12 protein-coding genes are annotated in these 13,808 nt (G+C 44.3%); 4 read left to right on the top strand and 8 right to left on the bottom strand.

What is annotated here, in order from left to right; all coding sequences use genetic code 11:
- A partial coding sequence (locus tag C8D84_RS13315; protein WP_456154006.1) for an EF-Tu C-terminal domain-related protein occupies nucleotides 1-104 on the top strand: 104 nt, incomplete at its 5' end.
- Nucleotides 105-283: 179 nt separating this feature from the next.
- On the top strand, nucleotides 284-778 hold the full coding sequence (gene rimI / locus C8D84_RS13310) for a ribosomal protein S18-alanine N-acetyltransferase (protein ID WP_109592738.1): 495 nt from the start codon (nucleotides 284-286) through the stop codon (nucleotides 776-778).
- Between the two features lie 63 nt (nucleotides 779-841).
- On the opposite strand, the gene C8D84_RS13305 is transcribed toward rimI, so the two are convergent.
- The 3 genes from C8D84_RS13305 to trxB form a co-directional block, all read right to left on the bottom strand.
- The gene (locus tag C8D84_RS13305; protein ID WP_045447676.1) at nucleotides 842-1,276 is read right to left on the bottom strand and encodes a MerR family transcriptional regulator; all 435 of its coding nucleotides are present in this window, start codon (nucleotides 1,274-1,276) and stop codon (nucleotides 842-844) included.
- Nucleotides 1,277-1,372: 96 nt separating this feature from the next.
- Nucleotides 1,373-2,182: a leucyl/phenylalanyl-tRNA--protein transferase gene (gene aat / locus C8D84_RS13300; protein ID WP_109592736.1), complete on the bottom strand. Its 810-nt coding sequence runs from the start codon at nucleotides 2,180-2,182 to the stop codon at nucleotides 1,373-1,375.
- A complete protein-coding gene (gene trxB, locus C8D84_RS13295; protein WP_045456114.1) occupies nucleotides 2,183-3,205 on the bottom strand; it encodes a thioredoxin-disulfide reductase in 1,023 nt (340 codons plus the stop codon).
- A 589-nt stretch (nucleotides 3,206-3,794) separates the two neighbouring features.
- On the opposite strand from trxB, the gene C8D84_RS13290 reads away from it, so the two are divergent.
- Both C8D84_RS13290 and C8D84_RS13285 read left to right on the top strand, forming a co-directional pair.
- Complete coding sequence (locus C8D84_RS13290; RefSeq protein ID WP_109592734.1) at nucleotides 3,795-7,187, top strand: DNA translocase FtsK; 3,393 nt, start codon at nucleotides 3,795-3,797, stop codon at nucleotides 7,185-7,187.
- A 216-nt stretch (nucleotides 7,188-7,403) separates the two neighbouring features.
- Nucleotides 7,404-8,897, top strand: coding sequence for an amidase (locus tag C8D84_RS13285; RefSeq protein WP_109592732.1), 1,494 nt, complete (start codon nucleotides 7,404-7,406; stop codon nucleotides 8,895-8,897).
- Between the two features lie 31 nt (nucleotides 8,898-8,928).
- On the opposite strand, the gene C8D84_RS13280 is transcribed toward C8D84_RS13285, so the two are convergent.
- From C8D84_RS13280 to dacB, 5 genes are all read right to left on the bottom strand, one after another.
- Nucleotides 8,929-9,822 (bottom strand): DODA-type extradiol aromatic ring-opening family dioxygenase, encoded by an 894-nt coding sequence (locus tag C8D84_RS13280; RefSeq protein WP_109592730.1) that lies wholly within the window; start codon nucleotides 9,820-9,822, stop codon nucleotides 8,929-8,931.
- Nucleotides 9,823-9,924: 102 nt separating this feature from the next.
- Nucleotides 9,925-10,413 carry a 23S rRNA (pseudouridine(1915)-N(3))-methyltransferase RlmH gene (gene rlmH / locus C8D84_RS13275; RefSeq protein ID WP_045447690.1) on the bottom strand — a complete coding sequence of 163 codons (489 nt, stop codon included), beginning with the start codon at nucleotides 10,411-10,413 and terminating at the stop codon, nucleotides 9,925-9,927.
- A gap of 129 nt (nucleotides 10,414-10,542) precedes the next feature.
- Entirely contained in the window at nucleotides 10,543-11,091 is a 549-nt protein-coding gene (locus C8D84_RS13270) for a DUF421 domain-containing protein (RefSeq protein ID WP_109592728.1), read from the bottom strand.
- Between the two features lie 147 nt (nucleotides 11,092-11,238).
- Complete coding sequence (locus C8D84_RS13265) at nucleotides 11,239-11,754, bottom strand: ABZJ_00895 family protein (RefSeq protein ID WP_109592727.1); 516 nt, start codon at nucleotides 11,752-11,754, stop codon at nucleotides 11,239-11,241.
- Between the two features lie 43 nt (nucleotides 11,755-11,797).
- Nucleotides 11,798-13,807, bottom strand: a complete 2,010-nt coding sequence (dacB, locus tag C8D84_RS13260) for a D-alanyl-D-alanine carboxypeptidase/D-alanyl-D-alanine endopeptidase (protein WP_228244555.1) — start codon at nucleotides 13,805-13,807, stop codon at nucleotides 11,798-11,800.
- Nucleotide 13,808: the final 1 nt, after the last annotated feature.

Below are 13,808 nucleotides of genomic sequence, written 5' to 3'. Positions count from 1 at the left end.
TAGAGCTTATCCACCCAATCGCTATGGACAAAGGTCTTCGCTTCGCTATTCGTGAAGGCGGCCGTACTGTAGGCGCTGGTGTTGTTGCTAACGTATTGAACTAATCTATTAGTCTCAGTAATGAGCTTGTAAGTTAGTCATAAAAAGCCATCCTTGTTTAAGGGTGGCTTTTTTTTGGCTATAAAAAGGTAATGGCATAATCAATATTGTAATGATAAATATTTGAAATATATTAAGTGCTATTGTATTTGGGTTTGTATAAATAATAGTAAAAGGATATATAATGTTGATGATAAAGATTTTATCAACCCATAGTGCAGATTTTGAGCAAGTGCTGCAAGCAGTAGCGGATATTGAAGCCATCGTTCAACCGCAAGATGCTTGGGGTTTTCAGACATTAGTGGAATCACTCAAACAAGATAGCATGCATCTGCTGATCGTTTATGAGCAAAAAAACAATAGTATTAATAATACTGTGACAGGCTATTGTCTATATCAAGTGATTTTTGAACAAGCGGAGATTTTACGTATTGGCACCCATCCTGATTATCAACGTCAAGGTATTGCCTCACAAATTTTTGCCAGATTGAATACAGAATTGAGAACGCATCAGGTGGAGAGCCTTTTATTAGAAGTGCGCTCAGATAATGCGCCTGCGATAGCCTTATATGAGCAACAAGAATTTGCTCTAATTCATAAGCGTAAAGGGTATTACCAAACTCCACATCAACCAGCTATTGACGCACTGATTATGCAGCGTCTTTACGTCCGAGAATAATGAATGGCATCGAATAGAACCAAATAAACCCGCAGAATAGTAGATGGGTCGGCACTTTTATTATTATTGAGTGGGTATTTTCTTTTTGCAGATTTCAATATTGAGTTTATAGTCATTATCTACTTTCATACGCTCAAGAACATCGATACGTTCGCTTAATAGCTCTACCATGAGGCTGATATTGGCTTGCTGTTTTTGTATTTGCGCCAATTTTTGCTGAGTAAGCATCAGTTGTAAATCAACATCCAATTGACCATCGTAATAATCATTCAAGCTGTCTCTGATTTCAGTGAGTGTAAAGCCAATCGCTTGCGCACTTTTGATTAGCTCAATACGTTCGATACATTCTGGATGAAACTCGGTATATAAACGGGAGCCTGCCTGACGCTTACGAGATTTTAGCAAGCCCAGTTGGTCATAATGACGAACGGTGTCTTTGGTTGTTTGAGCTTTTGTTGCCAGTGTTCCAATCAGTAAGAACGATGTGTCGGGTGCCATGATAACCTCGTTGGTAGGTAGCAGTTGATAAGGTACGAGTTAATAAAGTAGCGATTAACAAACAGACATAAGCTATCAATCACTTCGTCATCGTATTTATTTTAAGATAAGCTGCCAAGGTTCTATGGTATCAAGTAACGATACGGCGAGTGGTTTATGAGAGTTATTTTGCCATTTGGCAGTGCTATTAGCCGTTAACAGATCCAATTGAGTCAAAAAGTCAGCACGCGGTAGCGTGGTTGCACCCAAGCTCATCAAATGCTCATTTGGTAGCTGACAGTCAACTAGCGCCACATGGCTTTGTTCACATAAGCGCATTAGACCCCAAAATGCGAACTTTGAGGCGTTAGAGGCGATATGAAACATCGATTCGCCAAAGTAAATGCTACCTACTTTTAGACCATAAAGCCCGCCAATGAGTTGCCCTTTATCATTCCAAACTTCAATGCTATGTGCAAATCCTTGTGCATGCAGTTCGGTATAAGCCTCAATCATTTCATCATGAATCCAAGTATGTTCGCCCTCGGGCTGTTCATTATTGAGGCGATCACTGCGCGGTAAACTACAGGCATGAATAACGTTATCAAAAGCTTGATTCAGGGTTAATTGCCAACGCTCGCGGATGGCTTGCTTACGCAGCGACTTGCTTGGCTTATAATTGGTTGGCACCATCACACAGCGCGGTTCAGGGCTCCACCATGCAATTGGCTCATCTTCATTAAACCAAGGAAACAGACCCTGCGCGTAAGCAGAAATCAATGTTTCGGGTGCCAAATCTCCTCCGACAGCGACGATGCCAATGCCGTCAGAATCAACCATCAAAGGGTCAGGAAAGTCATAACGCCCAAGACTTTTTAAGGTCTCAGGCGTGATGTGCTCATTGTTATATTGAGAGAAATTACCCATTTAGGCTTCTTTATCAGCAGTCAATGTTGACGCATAAGTATGGTCAGCGGCTGTGGCTTCGCCAATCGCATCCAAGTATTTTTCAGCATCTAGCGCGGCCATACAGCCCGTACCAGCAGAAGTGATTGCTTGACGATAGACATGATCTGCGACATCACCTGCGGCAAATACACCTTCGATGCTGGTTTGTGTGGCATTGCCGTCTAAGCCGCTTTTGACAATAAGATAGCCGTCTTTCATATCCAGCTGACCTTTAAATAAGTCTGTATTCGGCTTATGACCAATCGCGACAAACATGCCGAACACGTCTAATTGTTTAGTGCTGCCATCAATCATAGATTCGATGATTACGCCATTGACGCCCATGTCATCGCCGACGACTTCTTTGACTTTATGATTCCACTCGATTTTAATATTACCGTTTTTGACCTTTTCAAACAGTTTATCTTGGAGGATTTTTTCGGAGCGTAAGCTATCACGGCGATGCACCAAGGTCACTTCAGCGGCAATGTTAGATAAATATAGGGCTTCTTCAACAGCAGTATTACCACCACCGATGACAGCAACTTTTTGATCTTTATAAAAGAAACCATCACAAGTTGCACACGCTGATACGCCTAGGCCACGGAATTTAGTTTCTGATTCCAGTCCTAAATATTGTGCTGATGCGCCAGTCGAGATAATAAGCGCATCACAAGTGTAGCTACCGTTATTACCCGTCAGCTCAAAAGGTCGCACGTTTAAATTGACTTCATTGATATGGTCATAAACCAATTCAGTACCAAAGCGCTCGGCATGGGCTTTCATACGATCCATCAATGCAGGACCCGTTAAATCATGCGCATCGCCCGGCCAGTTATCGACTTCGGTAGTGGTCGTTAATTGTCCACCGACCTCCATGCCAGTTACCATGACAGGTTTCAGGTTGGCACGTGCTGCATACACAGCCGCTGCATAACCAGCAGGGCCTGAGCCTAGGATAATGAGTTTTTCGTGACGTGGAGCGGTATTGTCAGTTGCCATGAGTTGTTCCTTGCTAAATATAAATGTTAAAAATACGAGTGAGCAATATAATAAAAAACAGTCTTCAAAATTGATGCTAATGGGATTTTCTAATCGCTGCGTGATAATAACATAAGGGCATTGGACGAAAAGTACAAGTTTGCTAAAACAAACACAGGTATGATTACAATCAAAGTATATTTCTCTTGAAATATTATGGTTAGAAACCGCTGGTATTTTATAGGTCTTGTCTAATATGACTGTCCTTGTTCTGGTCGTTATATTTTGCAAGTGACATAGGTTTTTGTTTAAACCGTATGATTTTTATCTAAACCGTATACAGACTGATTTTATTGCACGCTTTCTTTGTAAGACGGTCGCCACTATCCCTATGTATTTGTTATTATAAGAAGTTATGCCAAGTGTGCCAAAGGCAAAAAGAAGGCTGTTGTATATCGCTTTTATAATAGACAATGTTTTCTGTACACTTCGCTAAGTGCGTTTGTATCAGCACTTTATATCAAACCCTTTATCAGCGCTTTATGTCAGCATGATTAGGCTTAGTCATGCATTGGCAACCATTTAGTATTAATAACAAGGCAGATCTTACGTGATATCAGCACCGCTTATTGAGTATTTAAAAAAGGGAATATTTACCCTCCTTGGGTTAATACTGGCCGTTTATCTATTTGTCATTTTGATGACATATACCAGTAACGATCCTAGTTGGTCGCATATCAGTAGCGATATGACCACGATTAATAATGTAGGCGGCGAATCGGGTGCTTGGTTATCTGACTTGCTTTACAGCTTCTTTGGTTTTGGTGCATGGTGGCTGCTGGCGTTTGTGGTTTATGAGTCTATCCTTATTTGGTGGGACAACAAGCCAACGTTTTGGCTGATGCGAGTGGTTGCTTATGTATTTTTATTATTAAGTGCCAGCGCTTTGTTTGCACAATTGGTGGCGTTAGTACAGCAATTGACCAATCCAGGAACGCTAGGGCTGGAAAGCGTGGCTGGTGGCATTATTGGGTTTGAATTACAGGCGCGTTTGGCACAGCTTTTATCGCAGTGGGGGAGTGTGATTTTCTTGACGGCATTCGTCATTATTACCGCAACTTTTGCCTTTAATATTCATTGGCTAGCGATTTATGAGAAGGTTAAGGCGCTATCGTGGCTTGGCTCAGGGGTGAAGCGTCAGGGTAAGATGCACGATAGCGTGTCAACCACGCCAGAAAACATTAATGCCAAGCAAAATAATGAAAACACAGCCAACAGTAACGAGAAAAAAGACGCAGCCGATCACGAGCAGTTACCACTTGAGTTACAAGTTGCTGGCAATGCTCAAGCCGTAAACAACAGTGGTCGGTTCAGCAATGTGTTGTCAGAGTTCTTGGCAACGTCAGGGTTGGCTGAGAGCGTTAAAGCTTCTGTAGTTGCCGCAACACAAGCGGCGATGCCTAATTCAGCTGCTAAATCTAGTCGTGAGAATAGTGAGCCTGTTCCTGTCTCAGTAGAAACACCTAGCAGTACTGTTCAAAATCTTGCGAGTCATACGAATACATCGACGCCGTCAAGTCCTGCCATGACTGCTATCCGTAAAGTTGAGCCAAGCTTTGCTTGGAATGACGCCAATACTGTCGATGACTTGTTAGCCAGCGAACAAATGGCTTATCACGCTAATGATATGAACACTTCTGATTCAGCTGCTACTACTTCTGTATCTGCCGCTACTACTTCTGTATATGCTGATAGCAATACTGAGTCGTTAGAGACAGCGGTGCTAGACTCTACAGCGATATCAGCCGTAGAGATGTCCGAAGCTCAACCAACAGAGAACTTGCCGTCAACAGCTCAGCCATCAATAAATGAGCTGGTATACGGTGAGACGGCTGACGAAACGGATAATGAGCCTAAATCGTTCGAGTTAGAGGATAAAGTGGAGGCCGTTGATATACTTGCCGATGCATGGTTGGCAGAGCATGCGGATGTATCAACACCTACAGCTATGCAGTCTGTAGAAACAGGGCAACCTACAGGAACAGTGCAAGCAGCCAATATGACTGAGCTGCCCAGACAAGCAGCAGTCACCGCGCCTGCGACAGACTCATCTAATAGCGAAATGAACGACTTTACTGATAAATGGTTTGATGAAGAGCCTGAACTGTCAGAGGATTTCGAGACTTCTTCTATATCTAATGAAGCGAGTATCGCCAAAGCAGTAGACGTGGTTGAACCAGTTGCTGATATGACGCCGACCAATACGCCGCCGTCTAATCCTAAACTGCCGCCTACGGTAGAAACCCGCGTCACAGCATCAGCTATTGAACCAATAGTTGTGCCTAAACCAACGGTAAGTTTTGCGGTACCTGAGGGCGATAGTAGCAATCATATCACTGACATGATGCCAGAGGATGACAGCGCTGAGGATGTCAATGCGCCCGTTATGCCAGATATTAGTGATGATGCCGCCTTCAGTCAAAAATCACGCTCGATGCAAACAGCTGCCTATCGCAGTAGCCTAACGCCTATTCCAGAGATTTCTATTTTGGATAAGCCAGACCCTGATCGTAAGCCCAGTTATACCGTCGCCGAGCTTGAGCAATTATCAGAGTTACTAGAGATTAAATTACAAGAGTTTAATGTAAAGGCGAATGTGGTCAACGCCATTCCGGGTCCTGTTGTCACCCGCTTTGAAGTCGAGCTTGCTGCTGGTGTAAAAGCCAGTAAGGTTACCGGTATTTCACGTGATTTGGCGCGCTCGTTATCGATGGCGTCTTTGCGTGTGGTTGAAGTGATTCCGGGTAAGCCGTATATCGGTATCGAAGTACCGAATAAGCAGCGCGAAATGGTACGTTTGATTGAGCTACTGAATACCGAAAAATTCCAAGATCCCAAAGCCCAAATTAGCATGGCGATGGGTAAGGATATCGGTGGCAATGCCATCATTACTGACCTTGCTCGCGCGCCGCATATGTTGGTTGCTGGTACTACAGGTTCGGGTAAATCGGTATTGGTCAACTCGATGCTATTATCGATGCTACTCAAATATACGCCAAATGAGCTGCGTCTCATTTTGATTGATCCAAAGCAGCTTGAGCTTGCCAACTATAATGATATCCCGCATCTATTAACACCAGTCGTCACCGATATGACTGAAGCGGCCAGTGCTTTGTCATGGTGCGTGGCAGAGATGGAACGTCGCTATCAACTGATGAGTTTACTCAAAGTGCGTAAGCTTAATGAGTTTAATAAAAAGGTCATTGCTGCTGAAAAATCGGGTAATCCGATGCTTGATCCTTTATGGCGACCTAATGACAGTGTGAGTATCAGCCAAGCACCGAAGCTAAAAACCTTGCCGATGATTGTCATTGTCGCGGATGAGTTTGCCGATATGATCATGCAGGTTGGTAAGCAAGCCGAAGAGCTTATCACCCGTCTTGCACAAAAATCGCGGGCAGCAGGGATTCATTTAATGCTGGCTACCCAGCGTCCATCGGTCGATGTCATCACGGGTTTGATTAAAGCCAATATTCCCGTGCGGGCGGCACTACGTGTGAACTCAAAAGTAGATTCGCGGACGATTCTGGACAGTGGCGGTGCCGAAGACATGCTGGGTAATGGTGACATGCTATTTTTAGGACCTGGGCAAATTGAGCCAGATCGTGTGCATGGTGCCTATGTCAGCGATGAAGAGGTCAATCGTGTCTGTGACGCGTGGCGCGAACGCGGTGCGCCTGATTATATTGACAATATGGCAGGCAACTTTGAACTGTCTAGTCCTAGTGGCGGCGGTAGTACGGCTAACGCCTCTGGTGAGGACGATGACCTTTATAACGATGCTGTGGCCTTTATTATGGAGACGCGAAAAGTTTCTGCTTCAAGTATTCAGCGTAAATTTAGCATCGGCTATAACCGTGCCGCACGTATCGTAGATTCCATGGAGGACGCGGGGTTGGTCAGCTCAATGGGCAAAAGCGGTAAGCGTGAGCTATTAATGTAGCGTTTAGATTATATTAGATAATAAAAAAGACGAGTCACGAGAGTGGTTCGTCTTTTTTATTGAAGAAATATGATAGAGCTCATGTCTGAATGACCAATCAGTTTTTTTATCAATTATTAGCACTCGTTTTTTATACTAAACTGACAGTGGTAAATAGCATAAATATCACTCAATTTTCAGAAGTCTTAGGTTTATTACTCAGCAAGGATGCAGGTTATGTTTAAAGAATATATCCAATATGATGCCATAGCATTGGCGGCATTGGTCAATTCAGGTGAAGTCAGCGCTAAAGAGTTGTTAGATGCTGCCGTCTATCAAGCCAATACACTCAATCCCAAATTAAACGCTATTATCCATCGTTTCGATGACAGTGCTTATCATGCTGCACAGGCGGGATTACCCTCAGGTATATTTAATGGTGTGCCTTATTTGCTCAAAGATTTGTCATTTAGCTTTGCCGATGAGCCAATCACGATGGGCAGTCGTAGTGTTAATATCATCTCTGAAAGCGACAGTGAAATCGTCAAGCGAATGAAGGCCACAGGTGTGAATACCTTTGGCAAAACCAATACGCCAGAATTTGGTTTAATCATTACCACCGAACCAAAAGCCCATGGTGCGACTCATAACCCTTTCAAAAAAGGTTACAGCTCTGGCGGTTCATCGGGCGGTAGTGCAGCATCAGTAGCGAGCGGTATCGTACCGATGGCGGGCGCGGGTGATGGTGGTGGCTCGATACGCTTCCCTGCTGCTTGGTGCGGCGCGTTTGGACTCAAACCCAGCCGTGGTCGTAACCCAATAGGCCCTAAATTCGGGGAAGGCTGGGAAGGTGCAGTCGCAGATCACGTGATTACCCGCAGCGTACGTGACAGTGCCGCGATGCTCGACGCTACAAATGGCGCAGAGATTGGTGCGCCTTATGTCATTGCGCCACCTGATGGTACATTTTTGCAAGCAGCGATGCGCGCACCAAGGCAATTAACCATTGCCTTGCATCAACAGCCATTGATTGCCAATACTGTGGTGGATAAAGAAGTGTTAGCCGTATTAGAGCAAACGGCTAAGCAGCTAGAAGCCATGGGTCATCGTGTCATACCCGCTGAGCCGAATATCAATATCGAGCAGTTTTGGCATGACTTTATGGTGGTGGTCTGCACCCATACCGCTTTTACCATTGATAATATCGAGCGTGACTTTGGGGCAGAACATATCAAAAACCTAGAGCCTCAAACCTATAATATGGCATTGCTGGGTCGCTCATTATCAGCCGTTGATTTGGCGCATGCTAAGCATGGTTGGCATCACAGTCAGTATCAAACTGGTTTGCTACTCGAAACCTATGACATGATTTTATGTCCGACCGTGCCGACACCTGCAGTTAAGCATGGTGTATTGCCACCAAGTCGTATGGATGAAATGCTCATGCGTAGCGCAGGATTGCTCAATAAGGGCATCGATATGGGTAAGTATGCCTTTAGCTCAGGTATGATCGAAAAGCTTAGTCAGCCTGTACTGGGCAAAATGGCCTTTACACTACTGGGTAATATCACAGGATTGCCAGCGATGTCATTACCGGTAGGAATGAGTAAAAAAGGTTTGCCAATTGGGATGCAGCTGATTGGGCGTATGAATGATGAAGCGACATTATTCAGTGTGGCAGGGGAGATGGAGCGAGCAGGGTTGTTTACCAAACACGCTTTTGAGAGGTAAGTTTGCATTTTATCGATTAAGTAATTATTACTTAATCAAATCGATAAATATCCATGCCTAAGCTATGATGCGCCATGCTTTGATGGACAACTGAGACACGCTGACCTGTACCTAGGGCAAAAAACAATGGCAACAGATGCTCGTCACTCGGATGAATATCTTTATAGTCAGGGTATTGCTGCCAATCTAAAGCACTAGGAATATCTGTTTTAAGCTGTTGTAGCAGCCATTGCTTAAATGCTTTAGCCGTTTGGTCAACACTATCTGCTTGCCAGCGTAATGCTTGCAGATTATGGGTAATGTTACCTGAACCGATGATCAGTATTTGCTCTTCACGTAGGCGCGCTAGCTGCGCACCCAATTGATAACAGGCGATACTGTCATAATGCTGCGGTAGAGAAACCTGTACGATAGGTATCTCAGCCTCTGGATATAAGTGCCTGAGCGGTGCCCACACCCCATGATCGCAAGCCCGCACCGGATTAACACTACAAGTAATACCGCGTGCAGTGAGCTGCTGGGCAAGGGATTCAGCAAGTGCTGGCTGACCAGATGCAGGGTATTGAAGCTCATATAGCTCAGGCGGAAAACCTGAAAAGTCGTGCCAAGTCTTGGGTTGCGGATTACTGCTTATTTCGAGTTTGGCGGATTGCCAATGCGCTGACATAATCAGGATGGCACGTGGCTTTGGTAAGTTTTGCCCAATACGTGCCAGTGCACTGGTCGTGGCAGATTGTTCAATGGCAAGCGTGGGTGCGCCATGCGAGATAAACAATGCTGGTAGCTTAGCCACATTTGACCCTGAAGCAGGTGCATCTGTCCAAACGCCAGTCGCTGTAATAGGCGTTGGCGAAAGAGAGTACGAGTCATCAGGCTGATGAATTGCATGAGGGGCGGTAGATGTCGCATGTTTTGGATATTTCATGTAGCGTTTATTAGGGCGCACAGCAATTTTTCAATCGCTTCTATCATTGATATTGTTGCCCATAAACTATCGGCACAGAGTATGGCAGTGTTTAATGATTGCTTAATTGCCACGATGATAAGGATGGTTATTATTGATACTCATCGCGCGATACAACTGCTCCATGAGCACAACACGTACCAACGGATGTGGTAATGTGAGCGCTGATAGTGATAATTTTACATCGGCTTTGGCTAATACTTCTGGTGATACGCCGTCCGCACCACCGATCACTAGTGCAATATCATCACCTTGCTGCATGCCATCAGCTAATTTGTCAGCCAGCCCTTCTGTCGAAATCATCTTACCTTTGACATCCAGTACCCATAGTTGCTCACGCCCTGAAGCATTATGAGCGGCTAATATTGCCTGTCCTTCTTGCTCACGATACTGTGCCAAATTGGCATCAGAAGGGTTTTTTGCACGCTTTGCGGCAGCAATTTCCACGATTTCTGTACTGAGCATAGGTTGGATACGCTTAAAATACTCATCGAACCCCGTTTGTACCCATTTAGGCATTTTATTACCGACGGTTAAAATTCTTACTTTCATAGCCAGTACCACTTTAATTTTAGTCATTAGTAAAATGTAACAAAAAAATTTTACGCTTAAGTGAGCGTAACAAACAAGATTCTACGAAGCTTTTTTTATGCTCTACTAATCTTCGATAAGCAATAGGTCTTACATCAAGGGCTGTATGGTTTCTGAGACAGTATCTTCTGTATTTTGGTCATTACCGCTCGCATCAGTTGGGCTGGGTTTTGGAATGATAGTAAGCTTGGCATCAGACTCAAAAACGATGGCTTCAACATCATCGAAACGATGCACTCCTTCAGAGCGCATCGCACATTCAATCTCTTGACGAGTCAGCCGCTCAGCGCGCATGGCATCTGGCAAAAACTGCCCCTGATAAAAAACAATACGCGGCTCTGACAAAATAAAACTGCTAAATTGCGGTGAGATCGAGGCGTATTTCGTAACTAAAAACTGCAATAGATAAAGTACTAAAATCGATGAAACCCCTTCGACAAAAGGAATGTCTTTGAGCAGAATAGTACTGGCACCAAGTGAACCGATCATCACAGTGACGATCCAATCAAAATTATTAAGCTGCGAGGTGGAGCGTTTACCTGAGACTTTGGTCACCAGTACGATCAACACATAAACCATGACTGTCGTCAAAACGATGCGTCCAAGCTTGTCTATATTGTCAAAAAAAACCATGTCCATGATAAATGCTCCTATTAAAATATAAAACCGTTAATCACCCACAATCATCCAAAAGGTTACTCATTAAAGTTAGCCTAACGGATTTTATGTATTAATAGGGAGAAAAATTTGTAGCACCTTGTAGAGGTTCGGCTGAGGTCTTCTCGCTCACATAGTTTTGCGTTTAGGGTTAAGCAGGCGATTGATCGCCCAAAGACTGATGCGAGCACTGACCAGTGTCAGCACCAATATCATTACCAGCGATGAGACCAATGGCAATGATTGCTGGATGGCCATCTCCAGTAGGACTTCGCGATTTACCGCATCAAACAACCAAAACCATATGGCTAAGAAGTAAATGACAGTCAGTAGCCAGACCACCGCGACGCCGCCAAACATTAAGCGATTGATTTCACCGCTATTCAATGCGCGCTGCTGATGTTTGACAAATTTACGAACCGCGATATAAGCCCCGATAATGATAGACAATACCGTTACCAGTTGCGAATTCAACGCAAGCTTGGTTTGAATCATCATAAATATTGCGCTGGCAAGCGTATAGCCTATCGCGAAATATCCTACATATTGTGCCAATTTAGGCTGCGCTGACTCATGGTTTTTCGGCAGCGGCTCGCCACCTGAATGAGTCTTGGATTTATTGAGATTGGTTGTCTTGCGTGACATAAGTGAACCTTTATAAAGGTGGAAAATAGGATGTGAAAAACACTTAATGCTGTGCCGTCCAATCAAGCATCGCATCTAGTACGGGTCTGGCTGTATAAGCGTTATGTGCTTGCTCACTATTGATGAGTCCAACCACGACATAATCCTGTCCCGACAATCCTTTGACATAGCCTGCCATCGAGGTGACGTTGTTTAAGGTACCTGTTTTTATCCACGCCCGACCAATGGCTGCTGATTCTGGTAGACGTTCACTATGAGCGGTAATGGTGCCACTGACGCCAGCGATACCTAACGAGTTGACGTAAGCGTTAAAACTTGGATGGCTATAAGCATAAGTCAATAGCTCGCTTAGGTTGGCGGCTGTTATGGTGCAGTCGCGGCAGAGTCCTGAACCATTGGTCAAATGGGGCGGCGGTGTGCTTAGATTGGTCTGCCACCATTGATTAATAGTTTGTAATGCGACAGGATAGCTCGTCGCAGTCGGCGTGCCAAATTGATACAAGCTATGTGAATTACTAATAGCTTTATCGAGTGTTTTATTATCAACTTTGTCATAAACACCAATCGATAGCGCCACTTGCTCAGTCATCACATTGTTTGAAAAGTGATTGATATCGTAAATCTGCTGCGTCAAATTCAATGATGGGTAGCTGACAATAGGCAGCGGTGATATAGGAAGTGCTGCTAAACCATGCGTTGATTTGGTGCTTTTCGTTGTAATGTAAGGTGCTTCTTGAGTGATGACATTACCACTTAGCGTATTGCCTAGCTCTTGCCATTTTGCGGCAATAACGCGTGCTGCAAAATCTTTGGCGTCAGGATAAGCCACATAAAAAGCATGCTCTTGGCAGCTGTTTGGCAAATGAGTATTTAACACCAATTGTTTTGCTTGCCACTCAGGTGCGAGACTATAACGCGCTTGTCCACAGGACGCCGAACGCGTATTTATGATGCTGGGCAAAGCATAATTTGCTAATTTTGGTGTGTAAGTTAGATTTGCTTGGTTATCGTTTAACGGATAGCTTTTGATACCGATGGTACTAAAATTCACCAAAAAACCATCGGGACTGGCGTTATAAGGACGCAGTGGCGAGTTATCAAAGGCGGCAGGGTCTTTACTGACATTTTTAAAGACGCCACTGTCAATGATAATATCACCGTCGATATGACGGATACCGGACGACTGTACTTTATAAAGGAGCTGTTTTAAACGCTCGTGGGTCATTTTTGGATCGCCGCTGCCTTGAATAATCAGATCGCCATGCAGACGGTCACCGATGACAAGGCCTGTATGATAGACACGGGTATGCCAGACAAAATCAGCGCCTAAGGTGTCTAAAGCAATAAAGCTGGGAACGAGTTTCATGGTGCTGGCAGGCGTGCGAGCGATATCGGCTTGATGGTTCAGCAACGGCGAAAATGAAATTTTTATGGAGGCGTTATCAGTACTGATGTCATCATTTTTATTGTTATTAGCATTGTTGCTAATGACAGCTGTTTTTGCCTTATCACCCAATATTGTTGGGATGCTTTCTAAGCTTTGATAAGTGTAAGGGTCATCGGTGTAAGCATGCAGTTTTTTCTCATGCTTTTCAATGGTACGCTGCTCAATAGTAATCAGCGTACTCTGTTGGCGCACATGGTTATTATTGGTTTTGTCATTATTATTTTGCGTGGCTTTTTGAGAGTTACTTTTTATATCAGCATTTATATTGGCAGTCGGTTTTGGCTGAAGAGCGGGTTTAGGTGAGCGGTGCGTGCTGCTGCTATCAATAACCTGAATGGGAGTGGGCAGGTGACTGGCATTTTTATCACCGACTGGTGTGACGATAATACTAATATCAGCTTCTGTTAAATCGGCTCGTGATAATGCTGCTTCGATGGCTTTTGGTAGTGCTGCTTGCGCATGGATGGGCAGTATTGTCGCCGTTGCTAATAACGCTATGATAGGTACGTATTTAGCAGGCGGCTTCGACGGTCGCAGATAACGACAGAAAGGAAATAATTTGGCAGTAAAAGCAGAGGAGTGACGGAGTTTAGAGGTGGGTCGCATG

The sequence above is a fragment of the Psychrobacter immobilis genome (assembly GCF_003148585.1).
GTDB lineage: Bacteria > Pseudomonadota > Gammaproteobacteria > Pseudomonadales > Moraxellaceae > Psychrobacter > Psychrobacter immobilis.
The sequence above is the reverse complement of the archived record's forward strand: the minus strand, read 5'-3'. Positions and strand labels throughout refer to the sequence as shown.

Excerpts from the sequence above, each read along its gene's own strand:
- rimI (WP_109592738.1), top strand. The coding sequence starts at position 284 with ATGTTGATGATAAAGATTTTATCAACCCATAGTGCAGATTTTGAGCAA.
- C8D84_RS13305 (WP_045447676.1), bottom strand. The coding sequence starts at position 1,276 with ATGGCACCCGACACATCGTTCTTACTGATTGGAACACTGGCAACAAAA.
- aat (WP_109592736.1), bottom strand. The coding sequence starts at position 2,182 with ATGGGTAATTTCTCTCAATATAACAATGAGCACATCACGCCTGAGACC.
- trxB (WP_045456114.1), bottom strand. The coding sequence starts at position 3,205 with ATGGCAACTGACAATACCGCTCCACGTCACGAAAAACTCATTATCCTA.
- C8D84_RS13285 (WP_109592732.1), top strand. The coding sequence starts at position 7,404 with ATGTTTAAAGAATATATCCAATATGATGCCATAGCATTGGCGGCATTG.
- C8D84_RS13280 (WP_109592730.1), bottom strand. The coding sequence starts at position 9,822 with ATGAAATATCCAAAACATGCGACATCTACCGCCCCTCATGCAATTCAT.
- rlmH (WP_045447690.1), bottom strand. The coding sequence starts at position 10,413 with ATGAAAGTAAGAATTTTAACCGTCGGTAATAAAATGCCTAAATGGGTA.
- C8D84_RS13270 (WP_109592728.1), bottom strand. The coding sequence starts at position 11,091 with ATGGACATGGTTTTTTTTGACAATATAGACAAGCTTGGACGCATCGTT.
- C8D84_RS13265 (WP_109592727.1), bottom strand. The coding sequence starts at position 11,754 with ATGTCACGCAAGACAACCAATCTCAATAAATCCAAGACTCATTCAGGT.
- dacB (WP_228244555.1), bottom strand. The coding sequence starts at position 13,807 with ATGCGACCCACCTCTAAACTCCGTCACTCCTCTGCTTTTACTGCCAAA.